This is a genomic window from Chitinophagaceae bacterium (assembly GCA_016713085.1).
Classification (GTDB): Bacteria; Bacteroidota; Bacteroidia; order Chitinophagales; family Chitinophagaceae; genus Lacibacter.
This window is the reverse complement of the sequence record JADJPV010000001.1, coordinates 853,066-878,324: the sequence shown is the minus strand read 5'-3', so window position 1 is coordinate 878,324 and position 25,259 is coordinate 853,066. Positions and strand designations below refer to the sequence as shown.

The following is a 25,259-nucleotide window of genomic DNA, read 5'->3' as shown; positions in this document are numbered from 1 at the left end:
AGTCTTATGGGCGCCAAAGTATGTTATTATTGGCCCGGATGGAACATTGCTTAATAGGGATGCTCCATATGCAACAAGTCCACTATTAAAAAAGACTATTCTTGAAATAGTAAAAAAACTGGAATTGTAATTTACTCAAAACCTTTTGTGCTGTTTTATTTATCAGCAATGTCATAAACTAAGAGCGGTGCCACCGGCGCCGCTATTAGTTTATTTCTTCTTCCCCCACTTCTTGATATCTAAGTAATCGAGGAAGTAAATTACTTTCAGTGAAATGTTATTGTTCTGATCGGTATCTAAAGTGTTACCGAGATTTTTAAAATAGTCCCGCTCAATGATGTTTCCGGATTTAAAAATAGAATTCTTCCAAACCACATTGATAAAGCTTCCGGGTGCAAACTGCCAGGTATACACCATGTCAATATTGAAGATGTTTACATTCTGATTTACATTTTTATTGAAGCCCGGTCTTGCAACAAGTAATCCGTTTGTCTGTAGTGTAAAAAAATCTTTGTTATCAACTGTACTCAGGTAATGACGCATACGGAAAGTAATGCCCATCATGTTGGTGAAGTTGTATTTCGCAGATAAGATATTTTCAACCGTATTCCGCTTTCGGCGGGCAAAGACAACATCACCATTATCATCAATTGTTGTAAAACCGATATTGTTGAAACGTGGCATAATGTTTAATCTTTGTGTTACAGAAAGCCGTTTGTTAAACCTCATGGTATGTCCGAGGCTCAGGTCAACTGCCTGTGAAGAATAGAAATGAACAATACGGCGTGTGTATCCTTCCACATAAAAGAATATTTTTTTGATTCGTTACTGTTTACCCAGCCGCCAAATGCAATGCTTGCATTTTTGCGAAAGAAATATCCTGCTTTGCGTGGTTCATAAAAATCATTGGTTAAGGTGCTGAAACCAATGTACGATCCATACCACCAGAGTTTTTTGCTTTGGGCATTTACATTAAAATTGAAGTCACCAAACTGGTAGGTTTCTTTGATACCGGCAATGGGCGTATATAATTTACTTACTGCTGAGTTGAAGTTGATTCGGATTTGGTTATACCAGTGCTTCGGTACATTCCAGTTATAACCCATATACATACCATGCGTTAACAGGTTATTGTTGGTAAAATAACCCATATCACTGTGGCGGTATTTTGTATCCATCAATTCCTGGTACACATTGAAATTGAAATGGCCGCTTGTTTTACCGAAGTAGAAATTATGATTATAACCGGTTACATTTTTTCCTTCAGCAGTAATACCAAGCAGTTGGCTGACGGATAATTTACCCCCCAGGTTCCAGGTATTCTTTTTATCGTTGAAATCAAAAAGGGCGGCTGTAACATTCGCATCATAATCTTTACCACTTCTCATCACATTTGTATTGATCAGTGAAATACTGGAGTTGTTTTTTAATGATTGATCAAGTACAAACACATTGTAATTGGTAAGAGGGTCATTCAAAAAAATCCGCTGTTCTTTCGATCCTTTATTTTCAATTGCTGCAAATTGTGTTTGTGTAATGGCATTTAAAAAACCGATTCCTAGTTTACTTTGGGTACGTCCCGAAATTTTTGTTGCGTTGATGAGCTTTGACTGAGATGGATTGCTGATCATTCTTTCTCTCGTTGTGTCCACAGAATTCATTGCATCGTAATAATGAAAAGGGGTACCACCGATCCGTCTTGAATAAAATAATCCGCCTTTGCTGAACAATTCTGTTCCTTCAGTAAAGAAAGGCCGGTTTTCATTAAACTGTACTTCAAAGGGTGAAAGATTCAGCACCTGGTTATCACTTTGCACCTGGCCAAAATCAGGAATTAATGTTGCATCCAGAGTAAATGCCTGGTTGATGCCATACTTCAAATCAATACCTCCATTGATCAGTGTAGTTGTATTTTTTATACCGGGTTGATTGATGGGATAATTGTTTGCATACACAGAGAAGTAAGGCGACAGTTGCAAACGAACCGGCGGCTTAATATTGCTGATACCTGTCCAGTAACCTTCCTGAGTTAAAAATCCGTTCACGTTTGGATCAATCGGGTTCCATGTATTTTGCTGACCGGTTTTTTGGCGGCGGCGGGTAATATTAATACCCCAGTCCTGCACTTCATTTTTACCAAAGCGGATAGCGCTGTAAGGAATAAACATTTCAAAGCTCCATCCATTATCATGAATCACAGCGCCACTTTTCCAAACAGCATTCCAGCTGAAGTCTTCGCTGTTGCCATTACTGTTGGGCGACATTTTTGCATCCCATTGCTCATTAAGCGGTGTAACAAAATATTCAAAACCATTTAAGTGGTCTTTATATGTATCAATGATGACTCCTATATAATCGTTGGTGCCGAAACCATCTCTTCCTTTTAATTCAGTAGCAATACTGTCTTTACTCCGCTCATAACAATACCCGGCAAAATAAATTCCATCATTGCTGTATAATAAATAAGCAACGGTTTTTGTTTCTTCCGTTTCTCTTGCACCAACTTTTGGTCTGAACTCAATAAAATCAGTGGCAACAGTTGCAGTGGACCAGGCACTATCGTTCAACAGGCCATCAATTTTAATAGGCAGGTTGGTACGTTTGGCAATTAACTGGCGTGGGGCGGCTTTTGTATTTGCAATATTCGGGTCAGCGCTTGCCGTTTGAGCAAACGAAGAAAAAAAAGCAGACAGGGAGACGAACAGCAGTGTCAGTAGTTTCATTCTAAATTCTGATAAGGTTTACAGGTAATACGAAACGAAAGGTAGAAAGGTTACTCTCTGATTAATAAAAAATTCTATTGACGGAAACCCGTTTGTCGGATTTGTACAATAGGTAAAAGTGTAATTAAGCAAAAGGCGGATGAATGGTAAATAAGAAGGACGAAAAGCCGTTCTGTAAGAAGGGAAGTCTTGTCAAAATATATGCCGTTTTTGATAACCGGGTTGGTAATTTTTTTTAAAAATGTATAAAAGGAGATGATCAGTTGAAAGATGAATTTTTCCTTTCATCAAAATGAGCAGGCAATTGAAGCATAGAAGGTCATTCCTTCGTACATTCAAAATCCAAAACAATCAGTATGAGAAAAATAGTAATGCTTGCGGGCACGTTTTTGTGCATTGTTCTTACCTATGCACAAAAGAAAAATCAACCAGTTCCTCCTGTAACTTCTTCACCCGAAGAAGCGCTTTATTCTAAATTAAAATACCGTTCCATTGGCCCTTACCGTGGTGGAAGAAGCGCATCTGTTGCCGGCAGCTACAAAAACAAAACAACCTTTTACATGGGTTCCACCGGTGGCGGTGTTTGGAAAACCAGTGATGGTGGCAACAACTGGAAAAATATCAGTGATAAATATTTCGGTTCATCCATTGGTGCAGTTGCTGTTGCTCCAGGCGATGAAAGCATTGTATATGCAGGTGAAGGCGAAAATACCATGCGTGGAAATGTGAGTGAAGGTTTGGGTGGAATGTGGCGCAGTGATGATGGTGGAAGAAGCTGGAAGAATATCGGATTGAAAGACGGACGTCATATCATCCGCATTGTCATCCATCCAAAAAATGCAGATATTGTTTGGGTCGCAGTTGTTGGTCATTTGTTTGGACCAAATGAAGAACGTGGTGTATACAAAACAACAGATGGCGGCAAAACATGGAAACGTACTTTATTCGTGAACAATCAAACGGGTGCATCTGATTTAGTAATGGAACCTGAAAATCCTTCTGTACTGTATGCAGGTATGTGGCGTGTAATCCGTACACCGCATAGTTTAGAAAGCGGTGGCGAAGGAAGCGGTTTGTATAAATCAACTGATGGCGGAGAAACATGGACCAATGTTTCAAGTAAAAAAGGGTTGCCAAAAGGAACATGGGGAATTGTAGGAGTTGCATTTGCACCATCAAATCCTGAACGCATTTATACTATTCTTGAAAATGCAAATGGCGGTTTGTTCCGCAGCGATGATGCAGGCGAAACATGGCAGCTGATGAGTGGTGATAATAATATCCGTCAGCGTGCATGGTATTACAGCAAAGTATTTGTTGATCCAAAAAACCCCGACCTGGTATATTGCCCTAATGTAAACTTTATGTTCAGTCGTGATGGTGGCAGAACATTTCTTTCGTTACGAACTCCGCATGGCGATCATCATGATTTGTGGATCGATCCTGAAAATGGCAACCGCATGATTGTTGCAGATGATGGAGGTGCACAGGTGAGTTTTGATGCTGGTACTAACTGGAGTACTTATATGAATCAGCCAACAGGACAATTTTACCGTGTAACAACTGATAACAGTTTTCCTTACCGTATTCTTGGTGCTCAACAGGATAATTCAACCATCAGAATTAAAAGCCGCACAGGTGGTGCAGGAATTACTGAACAGGATTGGCAGGAAACAGCAGGAAGTGAAAGTGGTTATGTAGTTGCTGATCCTACAAATCCAGATATTGTATATGGTGGTAACTACGGAGGCTATTTGTCAAGGCTCGATCATAAAACAGGAGAGAACCGTGCTATCAGCGTTTGGCCCGATAACCCAATGGGTGCAGGAGCTGATGTGTTGAAATACCGTTTTCAATGGAACTTCCCGATCTTCTTCTCACCACATAATCCGAAGAAATTATATTCAGCAGGTAATGTATTGTTTGCAACAGAAGATGAAGGTCAAACATGGACTGCATTGTCGCCGGATTTAACAACAAATGATAAAACAAAACAAAAATCAAGTGGCGGCCCCATTACACAGGATAATACCAGTGTTGAATATTACTGCACCATTTTCACTGGTACAGAAAGTTTTCTTGAAAAAGATTTATTGTGGACGGGCAGTGATGATGGATTGATTCATGTAAGTAAAGATGGCGGTAAGAACTGGGAGAATGTAACGCCGAAAGATGCACCGAAGTTTATGATGTGGAATTGTGTGGATGTGGATCCGTTTAAAAAAGGTGCTGCGTATTTTGTTGGTACAAGATATAAGCTCGATGATTATACTCCGTACATATACAAAACAGAAGACTATGGTAAAACATGGAAGCTGATCACCAACGGCATCAACAAAATGCATTTCACAAGAGCTATGCGTGCTGATCATAAACGTGCAGGTCTGTTATATGCAGGTACCGAGTTTGGTATGTACGTATCATTTGATGATGGTGCAAACTGGAAATCATTTCAACTGAATATGCCTGTTGTTCCCATTACAGATATGACTATTAAAGAGAATGATCTGATTGTTGCTACACAGGGAAGAGGATTTTATGTGATTGATGACCTGACAGTGATACAGCAGTCAAAAGCTGAAACAGCAGCCAAAAACTTGCATGTGTTTGATGTTAATCCGGGATGGCGCATGCAGATGAATCGTTTTTCCCGCCGCTTTGGAACGCCACGTAACGTGGGTGAAAATCCTGCCGGGCCTGTTGTAATTACATTCAATGCAAAAGGTGTAACCGATTCAACCAAAGCTTCTGTTACATTGATGGATAAAAATAAAAAGACAATTAAAACATTCAGTACAGATGGGAAAGACAAAATAGACATTCAAAAAGGATTGAACCAGTTTGCATGGGATCTGCAGTATCCACCTGCTGAACCAAGTGAAGGAATGATTTTATGGAATGGTGCACCCGGTACCATTACTGCTCCTCCCGGAAATTATTTTGCTAAAGTGAAAGTAGGAACAGATTCTGCTGAAGTACCGTTTGTAATTAAAGCCGATCCGAATTATAAACTTACGCAGGCAGAATACGACGAACAATTCAGCTTCCTGTTAAGTGTACAGCAAAAATTTAATGATGTGCAAAAAGGAATCAAAGACATCCGTGCACTGCGTACACAGATCAATGAATTTATTGCAAGGCAGGGAAAGGATTGTCCGAAAGAAATTAAAGACATGGCTGCTTCAATTACCAAAGAGCTGACTTCGATTGAAGAAACACTGTATCAAACCAAATCAAAGAGCGGACAGGATCCTTTGAATTATCCAATCCGGATCAATGATAAGCTGAGCGGTGTGTTTGATGCAGCCAACAGTGGTTTCAATGCGCCGAGCAAACAATCGAAAGAAGTATTTGCTGAATTAAGTAAGCAGGCCGATGAGCAGTTGAATAAACTGAAAAAGATTGTTGCTGAAGATGTGCCGAAGTTTAATCAGCTGATCAGGGAGAAGAGTTTACCGGTGATTGGAGTGAAATAAATATGAATCTTGTTGCAGAGGTGACAGCTTTTCAAAAGCTGTCACCTCTTTGTTTTCTTTTCTTATTTTAGCAGCATGCAATTCTCCCGCATTGCTTTTTTCTGTTGTGCTGTACTCATCCTTTTTACAGGAATGTTCTATTATCCAAAGTGGAGCAAACCCGGCAGCGAAGCAACTATCAGTTGGGATGTGTCAGGATATTACATGTATTTGCCTGCGGCCTTTATTTATAAGGATCTGAAAAAATGCACATTCAAAGACAGCATTCTTACCAAGTACCAACCCTCTCCCGATTTTCAGCAGGCATTTCTTCACCCATCAGGAAATTATGTGATGAAATACCCCGCAGGGCAGGCGATTATGATGTTGCCTTTTTTTATTGCGGCTCATTTGTATGCCGGTTTTTCTGATTCGTTTGCTGCTGATGGTTTTTCTTATCCGTATCAATTGGCAATCAGTTGGGGAATGTTGCTTGCTGCGCTAATTGGCATCTGGTATTTGCGTAAAATTTTACTGGAGTATTTCTCTGATAAAGCAACGGCCATTACTTTGCTCATCATTGTTTTTGCAACCAACTATCTCAACTATGCAGCTATTGATGGGGCAATGACGCATAACAGTTTGTTTACTCTTTATTGTTTATTGATCTGGACAACCATTCGTTTTTACAAGCAACCTTCTCTGCTAAAAGCATTGTTCATTGGATGTTTTGTTGGATGGGTCACATTAATTCGTCCGACAGAAATAATTTCTATTCTTATTCCTTTGCTATGGGGAATATCTTCTTTTGCTGATAGTAAACAGCGATTGTCTTTTTTTCTGAAAGAGTTTCGCTATGTATTTGCAGTAACAGTTGGAGCAGCTGCTTTTATTTTCATTCAGCTGCTTTACTGGAAATGGAGCAGTGGAGATTGGATTGTGTACAGTTACCAGGATCAGGGATTCAGCTGGCTGCATCCGCATTTATATATTGGAATGTTCAGCTCCAACAATGGATGGATCACTTATACCCCGGCGATTGCCCTGTTTTTTTTCGGTCTTCCTGTGTTGTATAAGAAACAGAAGAATTTATTTTGGACTGTTGCAGTATTCAGTGCCTTATTTATCTATATCTGTTTTGCATGGGATATCTGGTGGTATGGTGGAAGTTTAGGTATGCGTGCAATGATTCAATCTTATCCGGTACTTGCTGTTTCCATTGCTGCAGTAATGGATATATTATTTAGAAAGAAAATTTACCTGCAATTGATTGTGGCAGGATTTTTATTGATATGCACTTATTATAATTTCTGGCTCACCCATCAGGCACATCGTGGAGGTTTGTACAGGGCAGGTGAAATGACAGATGCTTATCTCAAAGCTATTTTGTTTCAATATAAAGTGGATGACAATGTACAGTTCCTGCTGGATAATACAGACCGTTTTAAAGGAACACCCTCAGCGTCAAGCGAAATCTATTTCAACAATTTTGATATGGAATCAGATGAACATGCAACAGCTCTTTATGCTGTTTCGGGCAAGAGTTTGTTTCTGAATAAAGAAAAACAAGCAACACCTGAATATGAGATACCGGTTTCAAAAGGAACAGGAAACTGGTTACGCATCTCTGCCACATTCAGGACTGAAAGGAAAGAATGGAACACCTGGCGAATGGCACAGTTCATGGTAAAATTTTATAAAGGCAATGAGTTGGTGAAGTATAATATGGTTCGTGTATTTCGTGTGCTGCAGGATAATGAAACAAAACGTATTTATTTTGATGCAAAAATTCCTGATGCATATGACCGTGTAATTGTTTCCTGCTGGAATGCTGACAGCGATCGTCCCTTGCTGTTAGATGATCTCAAAGTTTTCTTATTCGAACCTTAATCAGTCCTCATCCATCAAATCAGGTCTTCTTGTTTTGGTTCGTTCAACCGATTGTTCGTAGCGCCACTCTTCAATTTTTTCAGATCACCGCTTAATAAAATGTCGGGCACTTTCCAGCCGTTGTAATCAACAGGTCTTGTATAAACGGGAGGAGCTAATAAATTATCCTGGAAAGAATCAGTGAGTGCAGAAGTTTCATCGTTCAGTACACCGGGAATCAAACGGCCTATTGCATCAACTAAAACAGCAGCAGCCAGTTCACCACCACTCAATACATAATCACCAATAGAAATTTCCATGGTTACATAATGATCACGGATGCGCTGGTCAATGCCTTTGTAATGTCCACAAATGAGCAAAATGTTTTCTTTCAGTGAAAGTTGATTGGCTGTTGACTGATCGAATTGTTTTCCATCGGGTGTGAGGTAAATAATTTCATCAAACTTTTTTTCCTGCTGCAATTCGTTGATCGCTTTTTCCAGCGGTTCACACATCATCACCATCCCTGCACCACCGCCGTACTGGTAATCATCCACCTGTCCGTATTCATTCACCGCCCATTTACGCAGGTGATGAACCGCAATGCTGAGCAGGCCCTTATCCTTTGCCCGTTTCATCATACTGTGATTAAGCGGACTGTCGAGCAGGTCAGGAACAACAGAAATAATATCAATGTGCATGGGGCAAAGATACTTGTTGACAAGAAGCCCGGCAAGAGTAAAGAGCATAGGTATGCCATACTTTTTTAAGGATATCTGAAATTCATCAAACAGTTGTTAAGTATGGCATACCTTAACGGGACTAATCTGCATTTTCAAACAGCTTCGGAAAAATTCAAAAGATGAATTGAATTAACAATTTCTTGCCATACGTCTGAAGTAGTTTTATCAAAAATTCGCCTGTGAGACAGATCTTTACTCTTCTGATTTTATTGCAGTTATTTTCTTCCTGCACCCCTTACTACAGCGGACAGTATTTAACGGCTGCTAAAAATTCCCTTTCAACCATTCCGTTGAGACCTCATTCAAATGAAGTGGATGTGTTTCTTGATAACGGGAAACCTTCGAAACCTTATTACAAAGTAAAACTGGTGGAAGTGCAGGGTGCACCCTTTGTAAGCTCAGATGAAATGCTTAGGATGCTTAAGCAAAAAGCAAAAGAAGAAGGACTTGATGCGATTATTGTCAATGATATCGGCAGGCAGGCAAATACAACCACAACTATCCCTTCAGGGGATGGAGTAATCGCTTATCAGAAATTAGTTGGGCTTGGAGTGAAGTATAAAGAGCGGATTGACTATATGGAAACAATTTTACAGGAACAGGTGGTAAGGTTATGGCCTGATGATAATCCAGCTACAAAAATATTTTCCATGAACTATGATTTCAATGTGCAGAACACATCCCTGAAAGATCCGTTTATCCGCAATTTTTTTTATAATGAGGTATATGTTTATGAAAATGAAAAATCACTTTATCCCCCAGCTGAAGACTGGGAATTCAGAATGGATACATTCAACCTGCAATTTTCAAAACGAAGATTTTTAAACGGGGGGAATTACCAGAAAGCTGATTACGGTTTAAATTATGCTGATGTACAGAAAGCAACGATTACTGCAATGGAGCCGGGCAATATAGCTATGGGAAAGTATGAGTTAAGTCTTATGTATAATGCAAACGGGCTCCTTATTGAAAAACGATTAAAGAAGAAGAAAGGCGCTGCAGATTTATGGGTGGATAAAATTGAATACCGTTTCAATGGACTGCCTGATAAAATCAGCCGTTACAAATTCGTCAATGGGAAAGAAGTGCTTTATTTCGAAATTCAGAATAAGTATTACTCAGTAAATGATTTGCCGGCAACGGATAATTAATCATCCATAAAATCTTCCAGATCTCTCCGGTCTCTTTTTTGTAGGTCGTCCCACATTGCTCAAACGTTTACCGGTATGAAAGGCAGAAGGGAGCGATTTGATCCGGTCCAGTTCCTCAGGTGGAGTAATATCAGTATAAAATTTTACTGCTTCGCTGTATTGTACACGTTTGTACAGTAACCCGGTTACTTTAATGCGCCAGCGTTTGGCTTCTGTTTTCACCTCATATTCATCCCCGATGTTCACCGTACGGGCAGCTTTGCAGTTATCACCATTGAATTTCACCTTTCCCTTATCACAGGCATCACCTGCCTGGCTGCGGGTTTTAAAGAGCCGGATGGCCCAGAGATATTTATCAATTCTTAGTTTTTCTGTTTCGGGCATGGGGTTAGAAGTTGAAATCATTCACAGTTTTGATAAAAAACTGTTTCATCTTATTCCAGTCAGGATAGGTGATCAGTAATTCAGGTTGTTCATTTTGATCTGCATCCTCAAAGTATTGCAGGCTTTTTATTGCCATCCAGGAATTATCTGAATTGAATTTTGTGTCAAAAAAAGTTAATAGCTCTTTTAGTGTAAACTTTTGAAGCAGGAGGTAAATGTCGTAAAAGTCTTTTTTAGAGCCTCTGCCACAGATTGCATTCAATTTCATTGCAGCTATATCTTCAATAGAATACATTCTGATTCCGTCAATAGTGATACATGGTTTCAGTAAGTTAGATTTATTGTGTTTAACAAAGTCAGACTTAATACCATTGATATTACAAAAAATAAACACTGGTGTAGTCCTCCTGATTTCTATTTCATCATATTCGTTTTCCAGAAACAGGCTGATCTCAGGCATATTCACATCGTCAAAGGAAAACAAATCTATGTCAATACTTTTTCGATGCCCCAGTTGTAATGCAAGAGAAGTACCGCCGGCGAGGGCAAAATTCTGTAAGTATTCCTTTGAACAAAGTGACTGCAGTAATTGATGAGTTACCTCATTGATAGAATTCAGATGGAGCATGCATCTCTTCTTTTGGGATATGAAAATAATTGCTGCAAAAGTTATGCGTTAGTTTATCCAGTTCCCTGCTTTTTTTTACAGACTCAATGATTTCTTCTCTGCTGTATAATTTCATTAATTTCTTAACATCCTGCATGCCACCCCTTACTAAAACACGCTGGATAATGTATGATTTGCTTCGATATAAGTCGAATCTGGAAGTGTCTGCGTCCCAAAAAAGGTTTTTGCTGAATGGAAAATTGTCCATAACCTAAAATTACAAAATTCGTTGCATCAGTCTTTTAATTATTTTCGGTTACTTAAATCAACATTATGAAGCATTTCTTACTTGGAATTTGTTTTTTGCTTTCTGGACTTTTGCAGTTGCACAGTTTAAAGCGGAAAAGATTAAATGGACAAAAGACGGCAGCAGTATGTATGAACAGGATAAAGGTGCTGTTGTGAAAACGAATTTGAAAACTGGTGAACAGAAGATAATTCTTCCGGCATCTGCTTTGAAATCTGCTGAAGGAAAGCAGATCAGCATTGCAGATTTCACCGTTAGTGAGAATGAAAGCAAAGTGCTCATCTTTACCAATACAGCCCGTGTATGGCGGCATAACACCAAAGGGGATTACTGGTTGTATGATGCTGTAAGTAATGCCATTAAACAAATAGGGAAAGATAAACCTGCACAAACTTTATTGTATGCCAAGCTTTCTCCTGACTGTAAGAAAGCAGCTTATGTGCAGGCCAATAATATTTATGTGGAAGACCTTGCAACAGGGAAATCAACTGTATTAACATCCACCAACAATACCAAAAAACTCATCAACGGAACATTCGATTGGGTGTATGAAGAAGAGTTTGGATGCCGTGATGGTTTTCGCTGGAGCCCGACAGTAAGAATATTGCTTACTGGCAGGTTGATGCCAACCAGATCCGTGATTACTATATGCTCAATACAACCGACAGTATTTATTCAAAAGTAATTCCGGTTGAATATCCGAAGGTTGGGGAAGCACCATCACCTGTAAAGATTGGGGTAGTGAATGTAGAGAATGGAAAAACAGTGTGGATGAAAATACCCGGCGATCCTGCCAACAATTATCTGCCAAGAATGGAATGGGCTGCAAACAATACAGAACTGGTAGTACTGCAACTCAACCGTAAGCAGAATGAAAGCAAACTGTATTTCTGCAATGCAGTGACAGGTGTTGCCAAAGAATTTTATGCAGAAAGCGATAAAGCATTCATCGATATTAAAAGCCGCTGGAATGATGATGATCCAAGAGGATGGGATTTTATTAATAACGGCCCTGCTTTTTTATGGGTGAGTGAAAAAGACGGATGGCGTCATATTTATAAAATTGGAAGAGATGGTAAGGAAACCTTGCTGACTGTTGGTAACTACGATAGCGCCACGAGCAGGGCAGTAGATGAAGTAAGCGGTGACTTGTAGTTTATTGCATCTCCCGAGAAGCCGATTCAGCGTTATCTCTACAAAGTTAAAATGGATGGAAAGAGTAAAGCAGTTCGTGTAACACCTGAAGGTTACAATGGAACCAACAGCTATGAACTGTCGCCCAATGGAAAGTTTGGCGTACAGAGTTTTACCAGCAGAAATTTTGCACCAGCATCTCAGCTCATCAGTTTGCCGGCACATGAACCAATTGCAGGGGATGATCTGTTGAAAACAATGAAACCTGCCAACAGATCAAATCTTGAATTCTTTACCATTACTACTGAAGATGGTGTAACCATGGATGGCTGGATGAGCAAACCAAAAAACTACGACAGTACAAAAAAATATCCTGTTGTATTGTATGTGTACAGTGAACCGGCTACAACAACAGTGGAAGATGATTTTTATGCAGGTAATAATTTTATGTTCAGTGGTGATTTTAACGGGCAGGGATATTTTTATGTATCACTCAACAACCGTGGTACACCAACATTGAAAGGTGCTGAATGGCGCAAAAGTATTTACAGGCAGATTGGCCGTATCAATATCCGTGACCAGGCAATGGGTATGAAAAAATTATTGCAGGATCGTAAATATCTTGATCCATCAAGAGTGGCAGCATGGGGCTGGAGCGGTGGCGGATCAACCACATTGCATTTGCTGTTTCAGTATCCTGATCTGTTTCAGACTGGGATTGCCATTGCAGCAGTAGGCAATCAATTATTCTACGATAATATTTACCAGGAACGTTATATGGGGTTACCGCAAGAAAATAGAGATGACTTCATCAAAGGTTCGCCCATCACTTATGCAAAGAACCTGAAAGGAAATTTATTGTATGTACATGGAACGGGTGATGACAATGTACATTACAGCAATGCCGAAGTGTTGATCAATGAATTAATTAAAAACGGAAAACTGTTTCAGCTGATGTCTTATCCCAACCGCACACATAATATCAGTGAAGGGGCGGGAACATTTCAGCATCTCATGAAATTATATACAGCTTTCCTCAAAGAAAAATGCCCGCCGGGAGCGAAATAAATTGATTGCATTTTTTATTGCTGATTTGTTTGTTCACTTTTATAAAAATGGGATGACATCAGTCATTGATGTATTTTTGTGTAAACCATGAACGCTGCTGATGATAAAATTTATTTTTATCAGTATTATTTCGCTGCTGCTGTTTTTCAATAAAGTAAATGCACAGACGCCCAATGCTGATTCACTTCAACAACTGCTTAACGGTACGCTGCATTATCTTGGAAGTACACAATTTAAAGCTGATAATAAGCGTGGCTTTAAAGGGGAGTGGTATTCAGGAATGAAGTTAAGCTTAGGCTTCCCGCTGTTGGGTAAGCCTGCAGAATATGCAGATGCAAATTGTTTTACAACAGCAAGTCTGCACAATGAGTTAAGCCGCATTTATCTCTCTGATACAGTCCGCTATTCTTTTTTAAAGCAAACGATTAATAATTCTTATCAGGCCCTGCAGTTTTACAAAAACGGAACGGCTATAATTTCTGGAGAGAATACCGGGTAAGATATCCGCTGAAGAAAACAGATACGGTACTGCTGATGCGGCAGCCAATGAGCTACCGGCTTAAATCAAGATTTATGAAGAAGGCTGCAAACGTAATGAACGATGCTGATGATACATCGCTGGGTTACTATGCAGAATTGCTGCAGCAGCAAATGAATGATTCCATTGTTTCAAAACCATTACTGCCACAGTTGATTTCTTACCGTGATGAACAAAGGAAGACAAGGCACTGGTTTAATATATGGAACAAAGATCCAAAGAACAGCGGTGCATTTATGACCTGGCTTGGTGATGAAGTTGAAACCCGGCATCACAGTGCAGTTCATACAGCTCTGCATAATCTTGTGTTCTATCTTCCGGTGAGTAAATGTTATCCAAAATTAAGCAGTCCATACATTCCATACGGCACCAATGATATTGATGCAGTTGTGAATGCAAATGTGTTGCATGCACTGGCTGAAAAAGGTGAAACCGACAGCAGCAGAATCATCGGTAATGCTGCACAATACATTACCAAAAAAATCAAAAGTGGAAATTATAAACGCACAACTGTTTACTATCCTAACAGGTATCATCTGCATACATCCGTTGCAAGAGCTTACAGTTCAGGAATTACAGAGTTAAGTGAAGCTGTTGGTCTGCTTACCGCTGATATCATTAAACAGCAAAGGCCCAATGGATCGTTTAAAAGCAGGAAAAAACTCAATTCTTCTGATCGTATTCAATCAACCGCCAATGTATTATATACCCTGCTGCATATTGGTGAATTTGAAAAATATAAAACAAAGCCTGTAATTGAGAAAGCCTTGCATTACCTGCTTTCACAAATGAAGGCAGATCCGGTGCAGGGAGTTTACTGGGATGGGGGCGTCTTTTTTTCAGGAGGAACCGTGGTAAGAAACATTCTGCAGTTTAAAAGTGATGCAAATACAACTGTAACAGTCAGCTGGTGTTTGATGAAGATGATAGAGCTGAAAAAGAAGAACCTGCTTTGATAAGAACTATTCAACTCACTGCCACCAATTTTTTTGTTTGTTCCAGTTGCAACTTCACCAACGCCGCACCTCTTTCCATTGCCTGGCGGTTTACAGGAAGAAGATGATGATATTTTTCTGGTAATACTTTTTCCAAAGCTTTCATAATATCATCAACAGCAACAATTGGTTTCAGCTGCAGGTAAGCACCCAGCATCAGCATATTCATAATGCGTGGATTCTTCATTTGTATGGCTTCTGTTGTGGCAGCAATACCAATGATGGTAATATCAGTTCGTGCGATGGCATGAATGATGGTAGAAGAATCGTACAGTAAGATGCCTTCCGGTTTTACCTTGCCCGCAAATTTTTCCATCGAAGGCTGATTGAGAATAATCGCCGTATCAAATGCTGCAATAATGGGTGAACTTATTTTTTCATCGCTCAGTATGGTAATACAGTTAGCTGTGCCTCCACGCATTTCCGGACCGTAGGATGGCATCCATGAAATTTCTTTGTCTTCCACCATTCCTGCATACGCAAGTGTCATTCCCATCGACAGAACACCCTGTCCGCCAAAACCTGCAATGATGATTTCTTCCAGCATAATTTGTTCCTCCTTAAAATATTTTTTGATCTCCTTTCGGAACTTTAATATCACCGATTGGAAAAACGTTACTCATCTCATCAGCAATAAATTCGGATGTTTCAACCGGTGTCATCTTCCAGTTCGATGGACAGTTCGCTAATATCTCCACAAAGCATGTTCCCATGTGCTGCTGCTGGTATTGAAATGCATGCAGCAATGCTTTTCTTGTATGGCGCACTGCACTGGCACTGTTCACCGCCTGTCTCGTTACAAAATAAGCACCGGGCAATTGTGCCATCAGTTCAGAAATTTTCATTGGTGCTCCATACATTTCTGTTGTACGTCCATCAGGACTTGTTGTTGTTTTCATTCCCGTTAATGTAGTGGGAGCCATCTGTCCACTCGTCATTCCATACACCGCATTGTTCATGAATACTATCAAAATATTTTCACCACGGTTTACTGCATGAATGGTTTCTGCAATACCAATCGCTGCTAAATCTCCATCGCCCTGGTAAGTGAATACATAGTTATCGGGCATTAAACGTTTAATGGCTGTTGCAACAGCACAGGCACGGCCATGCGCTGCTTCCTGCATATCAATATCCATGTAATCATAAGCAAATACCGAACAGCCAACAGGAGCAACACCAACTGTTTTTCCCTGTATATCCATTTCTTCCACTACCTCCATAATCAGTTTATGTACTAAACTGTGTGCACAGCCCGGACAATAATGCATGGTTGTATCAACCATTGTTGTTGGACGGTGATACACCAGTTCATATTCCTCTTCGGGATTGCATGCAAGAGCCGGAAGAGTATTTATTTTTATACCGGATAGTTCTTCAGTTTGCATAAGCTGGTTCAATTAGTTGTTCAAGATGCTGTACAATTTCTTCGGGTGTGGGAATCATGCCACCCATTCTTCCGTAAAACTCAACAGGAGCTTTTCCATTCACCGCAAGTTTTACATCTTCAATCATTTGTCCGCTGCTGAGTTCAACACTCATCATCATTTTTGTATTATCTGCCAGTTTGTTTAATGCATCATACGGAAAAGGGAACAATGTAACAGGGCGGAACAAACCAACCTTCAATCCTTTCTGCCTGCACAGGTCCATCGCTTTGTGACAGATCCTTGCACTCAATCCATATGCTACCAAAACATAATCAGCGTCAGTTGTATTGGTTTCTTCAAAACGAACTTCGTTACTACGGATGGTATCAAATTTTTCTGCAGTTTAATATTGTGCTGCTCCATTTCTTCGGGTTGAATATGAAGCGATGTGATATAATTTCTTTTTCTTGTTTTGGGTTTACCAACAGTTGCCCATGGCTTTTCTGTTTTGTTGATGATGTGATGACCAAAGGTCACCTTCTCCATCATCTGTCCAATCGCACCATCCGATAAAATCAAAACAGGATTGCGGTATTTATCTGCTAAATCAAAACCAAGAAAAACAAAGTCAGCCATTTCCTGAACGGAAGAAGGCGCTAATACAATCAACCGGTAATCACCATGACCACCACCTTTGGTTGATTGAAAATAATCACCCTGTCCGGGTTGTATGGTTCCAAGTCCGGGTCCTGCACGGTTTACATTCACAAGCAAACAGGGCAACTCTGCACCTGCCATATAAGAAATCCCTTCCTGCATTAAACTGAAACCCGGTGATGAAGAACTCGTCATGGCTCTGAAACCTGCACCGGCAGCACCATATACCATGTTGATGGAAGCCACTTCACTTTCTGCCTGCATTACAATGCGGTTGTACTTGGGCATTTCTCTTGCGAGGTATTCCAGCACTTCAGATTGCGGGGTGATGGGATAGCCGAAGTACGCATCGCAGCCAGCCTGTATGGCCGCTTCGGCGAGTGCTTCATTTCCTTTCATCAGTTTTGTTTCCATGTATTGATGTGTGGATGATTAATGGCAGACTTATACGCTGCTTTTTACCGGAGTAACAGATGAAAGAATCAATTGCCTTGCCTCTTCCCTGCTCATGTCAACTTTTTGTTTTTTTGCTTTTGTGCGGTACACGGTAATCACTGCATCCGGACAAACCAGCGCACAATTCACACAACCCGTACACAGATCATTATCGGCAACAATGTAACGGTAACCTTTTGTGTTGATGGTGGCTGAAAGCGAAAGGGCATGTTCTTTACAGGCCGTGGTACACAGTTCGCAGCCCTTGCATTGTTCAATATCAATTACCACTTTCCCCTTTACGATTCGTTGTTTTGACTGGGCAGATGCAGAAGAGTTTTTTTCTTCCATACAGAAGTAATTTAATGCGGAAGTCCGGCCAAAACTAACACCTTTTAGTTTTCATTCTCATTGGATTAATCAGGCCGGGAACTGATAGTTATCAATGTTTTTTTAAAACCGGGAAAAGGATTTGTTGGTGGGCGTTAGTGCAGGTGGCATCGGTTGTTGCCACGCTCGGTTTATGGTTCCGTTTTCATGGCAGCATACATAGTTCAGAGCAGCTGCTTTTCTTTTTCCTGTTTCTGACCTTTGCAAGGTCCTGACACCTGTACTCCAAAATTCGGAGGCGATGTCAGGACGTCGTTAAGACGTCAGACATCCTGCATAAGTAAAGAATAAAAACACCTGTGTATGAAACAGCTTCGAAACAGGTATGCCATACTTTCAAAGTATGGCATACCTATGATTATCTTGAGTTGTAAATATCAGTTCAGTTTCTTTTTTTCTTTTGCAGGAGGTAAAAAGTTCTCTCCTGTAATTACTTTTCTTCCGGTTTGTGCTTCTAATCTCAAGCGTGCATCCTTCGCAATTTTACCCCCTTTTTTTCCCGCTGCTGCATTTTTTATAACTCCCTTTGCCTGTTCTGTTTCAGCAATTTGTCTTGTACTCAATTCTGCTAATGCGGTGAAAATAAGTTCTGCTTCACTCATGTGGTCTCTCAGATTTTGAGTTTTTAAACCTTTCAGGTCTTTATGTTTTTTTACAGTTAAACCAGTCCACTCCTGGTGAATAATATTCGTGAGGTAGGCAAACTCATCTGCTTTTTTCACACCGCTTTCTTTCCAGTAATCGGTTAGTTTATTCCGGGTTTCCTGTCCCGTCATTCGTTGTTGAATCCATTTTTCGCTTCTGCCCAATTGTTGCCAGTTTTCCCTTGCACGTTCAATGCTCTGTTCGGGGTTGGCAATTTCCTGCATTCGTTCGTATCCTACTTTTGCTAACCATTGTTTAAAAGGTTCTGCTTTAGGTGAGGGGATAGATTGGATTAAGCGAAGCAGTTGTTCAGCATCGCCTACATCTGTTTTGTAATATTTGCCGTCTGCCGATTGCATTTTCAGTTGGTTACAATTTGTAACCGACTGGTTCCCCTCTTTCAGCAGCCTGTGTTTTAATACTTTCCAATAATTCCGGGCATCCGGGCTATCCGTTAAAATAGCAACCACATCTACAATACTGAAATACCATTTTTCTTCCCCGTCATCCCATACAGAACGCACCTGTTTGCTTTCAAATAATTTTATGTTTCCCATATAGCAATGTTTGCAATAAAGATAATTGTTTTTACTAAATTATTTAGCGTATAGGAAATTCTATTAATACTGATGTTGAGTTTCCAACAAAGTGAAAAAGGTTGGGTTAGTGCTTCGTATCACGGCGAGTCAGGCGGCTAAACACAGGACCGTAGCCGAGACTCGCCTGAGAACTCTTTTATTGAATGATTCGTTTTTTAAGGAGACTCGGATGGAAAGAATGGATGTAATTAAATTGGTTTGTGAAGACACTAACCAAGGCGTAGAAAGTTATAACTTAAATCAACACATCCAGAAACGCTTATGTTTAAAATCAATAACAGAGGGCCCATCTGAGCATCCGCCAATTTCTTTTGCATCCTTGTCTTTTTTACTGTGGCCGATAATCCATTTGCCGGTCTTAGTATGTTTCATGATTATTCCTTCATCAATGATCTCCCCCTTTTTGCCGGTTAAATTTTTCTTCCCGTTATGAATTATTTGAATGCTGTCACCCTTAATGATTACTGTACAGGTTGAGCCTAAAGATTTTCCACCCCATTCGGCAAAAGCAATAGAATAAGTATATGTGCCATCCTTTGGCTTCTGCGCAAATGTTGCAGTCGAAGCAAATAAAAGCAACGCAAAAATGAGTATAGCTTTCATGATTATAGTTTCTCAGGCGAGTCTCGGCAATGGTTTTGGTGCACTGGCTGCCTCACTCACCGCTCTACGAAGCTAAATAAACTAACTATGCAACATCAAGAATTACAATCTAAACAAAAAAGGCACAAAGAATTTTTCTTTGTGCCTTCGTGTCTCCGTGGCCAACCCCTTACATCTCCGCAAAATGCTTATGGAAATATGGAATCGTTTCAATGCCTTTATAAAAGTTTACAATATCATATTTCTCATTCGGGCTGTGCAGGTTATCACTGTCTAATCCAAATCCCATGAACACAATTTTAATTCCCAGTTCCTGTTCAAACAATGCACAGATAGGAATACTTCCGCCGCCACGCACAGGAATAGGATCTTTACCGAATGTATCTTTCACGGCAGCAGCAGCAGCTTTGTAGGCTTTGCTGTTAACAGGAGTCATGTATGGTTCACCACCATGATGCTCACTTGCTTTCACCGTTACACCAGCCGGTGCAATGCTTTGAAAATAGCTGATGAGTTTTTCTGTGATCACTGTTGATGATTGATTGGGCACTAACCTGGCAGAAATTTTTGCAGTTGCTTTTGACGGAAGAACTGTCTTTGCACCTTCACCGGTATAACCACCCCAGATACCATTCAGTTCAAGCGTTGGACGGATACCGGTACGTTCATTACTGGTAAATCCTTTTTCGCCCCAGAGTTCTGTTACACCTAAATCAGCTTTGAATTCTTTTTCATCATAAGGAGCAGAAGCCATCAGCTTACGCTCTTCAGGAGTTGCTTCCACTACGTCATTATAAAAACCTGGAATAGTGATATGATTGTTTTCATCATGACAACTGGCAATCATCTTTGCTAAAATGGTGATAGGGTTTGCAACAGCACCACCATACACACCGCTGTGCAGATCACGGTTCGGTCCGGTTACTTCCACTTCAATATAACTAAGTCCACGTACACCAATATCAATGGAAGGGTTTTCCATGCTGATCATGGACGTATCGCTGATGAGGATCACATCGGCTTTCAGTAATTCTTTATTGGCTTTTACAAAGGTTGACAGATTGGGACTTCCCACTTCTTCTTCACCTTCAATAATAAATTTCATATTGGTGGTGAGGGAATTGGTTTGCACCATTGTTTCCAGTGCTTTTACATGCATGTAAAACTGTCCTTTATCATCAGCAGAACCACGGGCAAATATTTTTCCGTCTTTAATGGTTGGTTCAAACGGCGGACTGTTCCATAAGTTTAACGGATCAACCGGCTGCACATCATAATGACCATACACCAGTACAGTAGGTTTGGAAGCATCCACAAATTTTTCACCATATACAACAGGATGTCCGGCTGTTTCATAAATCACCACTTTATCAGCACCAGCTTCCAGCAATCTTGCTTTAACGGCTTCGGCACAGGTAACCATGTCGGCCTTGTTTTCAATTTTAGCACTGATGGATGGGATGCGTAATAAATCGAGCAATTCGTTCAGGAAACGGTCTTTGTTTTTTTCCTGATATTCTTTCCAGGCTTGCATAACAATAGTATTTGAAAGTTGATAATTAAGATTGGAAGACGAATGTAGGATATTCGGGCAAACAATGTTGCTAAGGGTTGCCAACTTTACAAAAAGTTGGCAACTGTTTTATTTACAGGAAGCTGCCTAAAAAATTCAGTTCAATTGAAAAGCCTGTTTCTCCTCATCTGGAAATATGACAACCGTCGTAGGTTCTGAAATAGCGGGTTAACGAATTGTGAAGAAGAAAAAAAGATTGCCTGTAATGCAACACGGAACAAGATTTCCCGTTTACATTTGCAACCATAACAGCCTCTGCAGATTCTACTTCCCGCTTGCTCAGTTTTGTGAAGATGTTTTCTGCAGGGGCTGTGCCTATTTAGGGAGCTCATGTAAACGGTTGAGTAAAGGCTGCAGGTTCATTTCTTTCCGCAGCATACCATCACACACATCTTCCAGTCTTGTTAAAGCAGCACTTGATAATACCCAGTTCATGGGAACCTTATGTCCATCGAGTGGCAGATGTAATGGAATCAATACGCCATTGTATTCTTTGCAGATTCTGAACAGTTCTTCATAACTATAATTGGTATGGCCGCTTCTTACGTTAGTGATAGCACCCAGTATTTCACGGGGATCATTTAGAAATTGAATACCACTGTATTCACCTTCGCTTTCTTCACTGAAATGAAACTGAAGCACAAAAAACTCTGCTTTGTTTTTATACTTTGAATATTTTTTAATGGCTTCCAGTGCTTCAGCAATTCCCAATGCACCTTTGTTTTCGTAATAACCTCCATCAACATAATGCAGACGTTTATCTTTTTTCCATTCAATTGCCCCGGCAGGTGATACCAGTGGAAACCTTGCGCTTAAACTGATAGCGGTACTGTAAGGAAGTTGTACCAGCGATTTTTTTTGGAGATCAATGACCTTTTTAAAATTTACCGGATCGATCTGTACATTGCTCCAGATGGTTCTTGATCCTGATTCCACTTCGGTAATATTGATCAGCACAACCGAATTTGTTTTCTGCTGCGGGTTACCGGCATGAGTTGAAAAGTTTGTGGCAAATAAATTTGCTTCGTCTTTCAAACCCGTTGATTCTTCAAAACTGTTTTCCCATGTACGCTCCAGTGCCTGTGCCCGGTCGAACATGGGTACAAGCCTTGGAATAAAGCAGTTCAGTATTTCTGCAAAAATAAGTTTACCTGTTGTGGCTGATAAGAAATCTTTGTTATAAAAATTCCTTGTTACTGTTTGATAATTGGCAGGAAGAGATGGCGCCTGTGTTAATGCATTAAAAAAGTTTACACCAAGAGAGCCGCCACTCACACCACTGTAACAGAACACATAGTTTTTAAAATTGGGAAGGGAGTCCTGCAATCTTGCCAGCATCATAGAAGTAAAGCAACCTGTTCGTAAGGCGCCGCCCTCTGCTCCAATAAAAATAACCGGGAAGTTCTTTGTTGTATCAAGCTGCCTTGCTTCCACCCATTCATCAAAGTATTCATGAATCAGTTTGCGTTCATCGGTCTTCGCTGTTTCACTGCAGCAACTCTTGCCGGGTGATCGTTGTTGAACCAGGAAACAAGTAATACAATCACTATCAATGAAAGACGGTAGGGCATTTTAAAACGCAATGGCTGAACTTTATCCAGTATGTTAAGTGAACAGTACACAATGATCCAGCAGGCGAAAGACATACAGATTAAACCGGAAGCCCCCACAAGATCATATCCTTTAACGGGCAAAAAACTAAAGAACAGAATAAAGAAAGCTGCCGGCGCTAAAAAGACAATGTAAAAACGTTTCATTAACGGTTTTATAAAATCAATGCCGCCAACTTTTACCAGTACCTGTTTTTTTACTCCATCAATTTCCTGCACTCTGGTAATCCATCTTTCTTTCGTAATACTGTACAGTTTTGTAAATACATACTTCTGCAGACGGTTGAATGATAACTGGTACAGTGTTTTTTTCAGCTTGCCAAAATAGATAAGGTATAACAGGTATACCAGTACTGCAAGAAAAAGGAGAATAATAATAAAAGACAGCATCGGGTCTTTGTATTCAAATGCATCAATCGAATCGCCTTTAGACAATCTTCTGTAAGCAATGATAAATCCGCAGGTAACAAAAAATACGGGGGCAAACAGGAATACTTTGGAAAGATGTTTCTGAAACAGTTTTCTGAAACGTACCCTTCTTACTTCCAGTTCATATGTGGTGAGATCAGAAAAATAAATGATCAGCCTGCTTCCAAATTCTGATGCTGCACTTAAGCAAAGCAGTGCTACCCAGAACCATCCAAGACTTCTCCATTCCTGTTTAAAGTCGATAATATAAGTGAGCAGCATGTCCTGCCCTTGTGGTGCACCAACAAATGCAAATGCAACCAATACCTGGAACAACAGAATTACCCACAAGGGTCGCACTACTATTCCGAAATCTTTAAACCGTTCAGTAATATGACCGAAGTTATGTTTGAACCATTTTTTGAAACGTTGCATGATGAGAAGGTTTTGAAAGGATGAATCAGATTTTGATTGTAATAGCAACAGGGCAATGATCGGAAGCTCCCTGTTTATCAGTTACACCTGTAAAGCGTGGCCCGGTATATTTGGTTGCTTTGGTAATAATCCCTTTTCTGACAATCACAGGGTTGGCTGTTGGATTTGCATCAGCTAAACTTTTCGACAGAAAAAGATAGTCGATCTGTTTATAACGTTCATCAATCGGAACAGTAGTTGTGTCCCAGAAATGTGTCCACTGTTCAGCAGGGTCTGTTATTCTTGTCTGCACAACATTTTCCATCCATGCACTTTCGAGCAGGGGTTTTAAACTGGTTGTATCATCGGGATAATCATTGAGATCGCCTGCAATAACCCAGTTGTTTTTTTGCGGTGTGTATTTATATTTTTCTTTGATAATATCCAATACTGCTTTGCATTGTGCAATTCGTTTAGGCGCAGTAAGTGCTCTTTTCTGTGCAGGTGTTTTATTACTTCTGTCGAACATGGATTTAAAGTGATTCACAAAAAGAGTCAATGATTTTCCGTCAATATCAAATTCCACTTCAAGGCAATCTCTTGAAAACACTTTTCCAGTTTCACTGAACTGGTGTGTTTTTACATTGCCGAATGGTATTTTGCTGATGAGTGCCACATCAATAAAACGTGGATCTTTTGCATCAATCAGCATCCGGTATTTATAACCTGCTGAAGACATATGCGTCGACAAAAATTCTTCAGTGTGTCCATGTTTTCCACTTCCTGCAAACACACAATATCAGCTTTCGTTGCTCTGATAGCATCAGCTGTTAATTTCCGTTCGGTTTGTGTAATGGTTTGTAAAATGGCTTTATCCATAATAAAACTATCTTTAATTGAGTTGTCAATTTTTGTTTCTGAAAGTGATTCGTTGAATTTAAAACGGCGAAAAAGATTTTCACAGTTGAAGGTTGCAATGGTAATGGTGCTCATATTGATGAAGGTTTTGGTTTACGAAAAGGAAGAAGAATTAAATGGATGAATATGCTGAGGAGGGCAATAGCAACCAGTGTAAATTTTATAGCTGCCAGCCACCAGGTAATAAATGCTTCGCTGTTGCTGATGCTTAGGTGAAGCATTTTCAACAGGAAGAAATTTTCAATAATATCGAGCAACCCGGCTGTTAATCCGAACAATGCAATCAATTGTGTATTTTTTTTCAGAACTGGGTTTTGTTTGATAGAGAATAACCAGTTAGCACTGAATAAAAACAAACTGTAAAAAAAGATGAAAATAAAATCGATATAAGTATTGTTGATTGCATGCTGCTGTAAACCTGCATTGCTCCAGGTGGTTGCAATTTCATTGGCCCGTTGTTTGGTTTTTGCAAATTCAAGTGCAACAATACCTGCTTTAGTGCCTGCTGTTTTTGTGAGTGAATTTCCATGCCAGCGCATAATACCGGTCATGATGATTGTACCGGCAAACAAAAAAATAACGAAGTAAATACTCTTCATGGCAGTTGGTTCTGCTATGAAGATAAAGTTTCAGGCAACCAATTGCAATACCCGAAAGCGGGAA

Annotated in this window: 19 protein-coding genes and 4 pseudogenes; 6 read left to right on the top strand and 17 right to left on the bottom strand. The window is 40.0% G+C overall.

Going from position 1 to position 25,259, the window contains the following annotated elements; translation table 11 throughout:
* Window positions 1–210 precede the first annotated feature (210 nt).
* Together IPK31_04250 and IPK31_04245 are read right to left on the bottom strand one after the other, a co-directional pair.
* On the bottom strand, window positions 211–801 hold the full coding sequence (locus tag IPK31_04250; protein MBK8087213.1) for a hypothetical protein: 591 nt from the start codon (window positions 799–801) through the stop codon (window positions 211–213).
* The gene (locus IPK31_04245; GenBank protein ID MBK8087212.1) at window positions 744–2,723 is read right to left on the bottom strand and encodes a carbohydrate binding family 9 domain-containing protein; all 1,980 of its coding nucleotides are present in this window, start codon (window positions 2,721–2,723) and stop codon (window positions 744–746) included. The genes IPK31_04250 and IPK31_04245 overlap by 58 nt, the downstream gene beginning before the upstream one ends.
* A gap of 356 nt (window positions 2,724–3,079) precedes the next feature.
* On the opposite strand from IPK31_04245, the gene IPK31_04240 reads away from it, so the two are divergent.
* Together IPK31_04240 and IPK31_04235 are read left to right on the top strand one after the other, a co-directional pair.
* Complete coding sequence (locus tag IPK31_04240; GenBank protein MBK8087211.1) at window positions 3,080–6,199, top strand: glycosyl hydrolase; 3,120 nt, start codon at window positions 3,080–3,082, stop codon at window positions 6,197–6,199.
* Between the two features lie 75 nt (window positions 6,200–6,274).
* Window positions 6,275–8,068 (top strand): glycosyltransferase family 39 protein, encoded by a 1,794-nt coding sequence (locus IPK31_04235; GenBank protein ID MBK8087210.1) that lies wholly within the window; start codon window positions 6,275–6,277, stop codon window positions 8,066–8,068.
* On the opposite strand, the pseudogene trmD reads toward IPK31_04235, so the two are convergent.
* Window positions 8,069–8,748, bottom strand: a pseudogene (trmD, locus tag IPK31_04230) (tRNA (guanosine(37)-N1)-methyltransferase TrmD).
* 221 nt (window positions 8,749–8,969) lie between these two features.
* On the opposite strand from trmD, the gene IPK31_04225 reads away from it, so the two are divergent.
* The gene (locus IPK31_04225) at window positions 8,970–9,941 is read left to right on the top strand and encodes a hypothetical protein (protein MBK8087209.1); all 972 of its coding nucleotides are present in this window, start codon (window positions 8,970–8,972) and stop codon (window positions 9,939–9,941) included.
* On the opposite strand, the pseudogene IPK31_04220 reads toward IPK31_04225, so the two are convergent.
* Window positions 9,938–10,325, bottom strand: a pseudogene (locus IPK31_04220) (RNA-binding S4 domain-containing protein). The gene IPK31_04225 and the pseudogene IPK31_04220 sit on opposite strands and share 4 nt — an antisense overlap.
* Before the next feature lie 4 nt (window positions 10,326–10,329).
* Window positions 10,330–10,953 carry a nucleotidyl transferase AbiEii/AbiGii toxin family protein gene (locus IPK31_04215; protein MBK8087208.1) on the bottom strand — a complete coding sequence of 208 codons (624 nt, stop codon included), beginning with the start codon at window positions 10,951–10,953 and terminating at the stop codon, window positions 10,330–10,332.
* Between the two features lie 413 nt (window positions 10,954–11,366).
* Here IPK31_04215 and IPK31_04210 point away from each other — a divergent pair.
* The 3 genes and pseudogenes from IPK31_04210 to IPK31_04200 all read left to right on the top strand — a co-directional run bounded on the left by IPK31_04210 (window position 11,367) and on the right by IPK31_04200 (window position 14,935).
* Window positions 11,367–13,441 (top strand): annotated as a pseudogene (locus tag IPK31_04210) (DPP IV N-terminal domain-containing protein).
* A 100-nt stretch (window positions 13,442–13,541) separates the two neighbouring features.
* Complete coding sequence (locus tag IPK31_04205) at window positions 13,542–13,940, top strand: hypothetical protein (GenBank protein MBK8087207.1); 399 nt, start codon at window positions 13,542–13,544, stop codon at window positions 13,938–13,940.
* 74 nt (window positions 13,941–14,014) lie between these two features.
* A complete protein-coding gene (locus IPK31_04200; protein ID MBK8087206.1) occupies window positions 14,015–14,935 on the top strand; it encodes a hypothetical protein in 921 nt (306 codons plus the stop codon).
* 10 nt (window positions 14,936–14,945) lie between these two features.
* Here IPK31_04200 and IPK31_04195 read toward each other — a convergent pair whose 3' ends face one another.
* The 12 genes and pseudogenes from IPK31_04195 to IPK31_04140 form a co-directional block, all read right to left on the bottom strand.
* On the bottom strand, window positions 14,946–15,521 hold the full coding sequence (locus IPK31_04195) for a 2-oxoacid:acceptor oxidoreductase family protein (GenBank protein ID MBK8087205.1): 576 nt from the start codon (window positions 15,519–15,521) through the stop codon (window positions 14,946–14,948).
* A 13-nt stretch (window positions 15,522–15,534) separates the two neighbouring features.
* The gene (locus IPK31_04190; protein MBK8087204.1) at window positions 15,535–16,362 is read right to left on the bottom strand and encodes a 2-oxoglutarate oxidoreductase; all 828 of its coding nucleotides are present in this window, start codon (window positions 16,360–16,362) and stop codon (window positions 15,535–15,537) included.
* Window positions 16,352–17,415: pseudogene (locus IPK31_04185) on the bottom strand (3-methyl-2-oxobutanoate dehydrogenase subunit VorB). Before IPK31_04185 ends, IPK31_04190 begins: the two are co-directional and overlap by 11 nt.
* A 30-nt stretch (window positions 17,416–17,445) precedes the next feature.
* Window positions 17,446–17,787, bottom strand: a complete 342-nt coding sequence (locus tag IPK31_04180; GenBank protein MBK8087203.1) for a 4Fe-4S dicluster domain-containing protein — start codon at window positions 17,785–17,787, stop codon at window positions 17,446–17,448.
* 416 nt (window positions 17,788–18,203) lie between these two features.
* Window positions 18,204–19,028 carry a Bro-N domain-containing protein gene (locus tag IPK31_04175; GenBank protein ID MBK8087202.1) on the bottom strand — a complete coding sequence of 275 codons (825 nt, stop codon included), beginning with the start codon at window positions 19,026–19,028 and terminating at the stop codon, window positions 18,204–18,206.
* A gap of 282 nt (window positions 19,029–19,310) precedes the next feature.
* Window positions 19,311–19,673 carry a hypothetical protein gene (locus IPK31_04170; protein MBK8087201.1) on the bottom strand — a complete coding sequence of 121 codons (363 nt, stop codon included), beginning with the start codon at window positions 19,671–19,673 and terminating at the stop codon, window positions 19,311–19,313.
* A 169-nt stretch (window positions 19,674–19,842) separates the two neighbouring features.
* Window positions 19,843–21,207 carry a dipeptidase gene (locus tag IPK31_04165; protein ID MBK8087200.1) on the bottom strand — a complete coding sequence of 455 codons (1,365 nt, stop codon included), beginning with the start codon at window positions 21,205–21,207 and terminating at the stop codon, window positions 19,843–19,845.
* A gap of 354 nt (window positions 21,208–21,561) precedes the next feature.
* Window positions 21,562–22,680: a hypothetical protein gene (locus IPK31_04160; GenBank protein ID MBK8087199.1), complete on the bottom strand. Its 1,119-nt coding sequence runs from the start codon at window positions 22,678–22,680 to the stop codon at window positions 21,562–21,564.
* A gap of 23 nt (window positions 22,681–22,703) precedes the next feature.
* A complete protein-coding gene (locus IPK31_04155; protein MBK8087198.1) occupies window positions 22,704–23,699 on the bottom strand; it encodes a hypothetical protein in 996 nt (331 codons plus the stop codon).
* Between the two features lie 25 nt (window positions 23,700–23,724).
* Window positions 23,725–24,417 (bottom strand): hypothetical protein, encoded by a 693-nt coding sequence (locus IPK31_04150; GenBank protein MBK8087197.1) that lies wholly within the window; start codon window positions 24,415–24,417, stop codon window positions 23,725–23,727.
* Entirely contained in the window at window positions 24,384–24,671 is a 288-nt protein-coding gene (locus IPK31_04145) for a hypothetical protein (GenBank protein MBK8087196.1), read from the bottom strand. Before IPK31_04145 ends, IPK31_04150 begins: the two co-directional genes overlap by 34 nt.
* Entirely contained in the window at window positions 24,668–25,195 is a 528-nt protein-coding gene (locus tag IPK31_04140; GenBank protein MBK8087195.1) for a hypothetical protein, read from the bottom strand. The genes IPK31_04145 and IPK31_04140 overlap by 4 nt, the downstream gene beginning before the upstream one ends.
* Window positions 25,196–25,259 lie beyond the last annotated feature (64 nt).

What these genes read in the sequence shown, in the direction of transcription:
- IPK31_04180 (MBK8087203.1), bottom strand. Translation starts at nt 17,787, where the DNA reads ATGGAAGAAAAAAACTCTTCTGCATCTGCCCAGTCAAAACAACGAATC.
- IPK31_04215 (MBK8087208.1), bottom strand. Translation starts at nt 10,953, where the DNA reads ATGCTCCATCTGAATTCTATCAATGAGGTAACTCATCAATTACTGCAG.
- IPK31_04235 (MBK8087210.1), top strand. Translation starts at nt 6,275, where the DNA reads ATGCAATTCTCCCGCATTGCTTTTTTCTGTTGTGCTGTACTCATCCTT.
- IPK31_04190 (MBK8087204.1), bottom strand. Translation starts at nt 16,362, where the DNA reads ATGCAAACTGAAGAACTATCCGGTATAAAAATAAATACTCTTCCGGCT.
- IPK31_04170 (MBK8087201.1), bottom strand. Translation starts at nt 19,673, where the DNA reads ATGAAAGCTATACTCATTTTTGCGTTGCTTTTATTTGCTTCGACTGCA.
- IPK31_04195 (MBK8087205.1), bottom strand. Translation starts at nt 15,521, where the DNA reads ATGCTGGAAGAAATCATCATTGCAGGTTTTGGCGGACAGGGTGTTCTG.
- IPK31_04150 (MBK8087197.1), bottom strand. Translation starts at nt 24,417, where the DNA reads ATGTCTTCAGCAGGTTATAAATACCGGATGCTGATTGATGCAAAAGAT.
- IPK31_04205 (MBK8087207.1), top strand. Translation starts at nt 13,542, where the DNA reads ATGATAAAATTTATTTTTATCAGTATTATTTCGCTGCTGCTGTTTTTC.
- IPK31_04165 (MBK8087200.1), bottom strand. Translation starts at nt 21,207, where the DNA reads ATGCAAGCCTGGAAAGAATATCAGGAAAAAAACAAAGACCGTTTCCTG.
- IPK31_04245 (MBK8087212.1), bottom strand. Translation starts at nt 2,723, where the DNA reads ATGAAACTACTGACACTGCTGTTCGTCTCCCTGTCTGCTTTTTTTTCT.
- IPK31_04200 (MBK8087206.1), top strand. Translation starts at nt 14,015, where the DNA reads ATGAAGAAGGCTGCAAACGTAATGAACGATGCTGATGATACATCGCTG.
- IPK31_04145 (MBK8087196.1), bottom strand. Translation starts at nt 24,671, where the DNA reads ATGAGCACCATTACCATTGCAACCTTCAACTGTGAAAATCTTTTTCGC.
- IPK31_04240 (MBK8087211.1), top strand. Translation starts at nt 3,080, where the DNA reads ATGAGAAAAATAGTAATGCTTGCGGGCACGTTTTTGTGCATTGTTCTT.
- IPK31_04175 (MBK8087202.1), bottom strand. Translation starts at nt 19,028, where the DNA reads ATGGGAAACATAAAATTATTTGAAAGCAAACAGGTGCGTTCTGTATGG.
- IPK31_04155 (MBK8087198.1), bottom strand. Translation starts at nt 23,699, where the DNA reads ATGCAACGTTTCAAAAAATGGTTCAAACATAACTTCGGTCATATTACT.
- IPK31_04140 (MBK8087195.1), bottom strand. Translation starts at nt 25,195, where the DNA reads ATGAAGAGTATTTACTTCGTTATTTTTTTGTTTGCCGGTACAATCATC.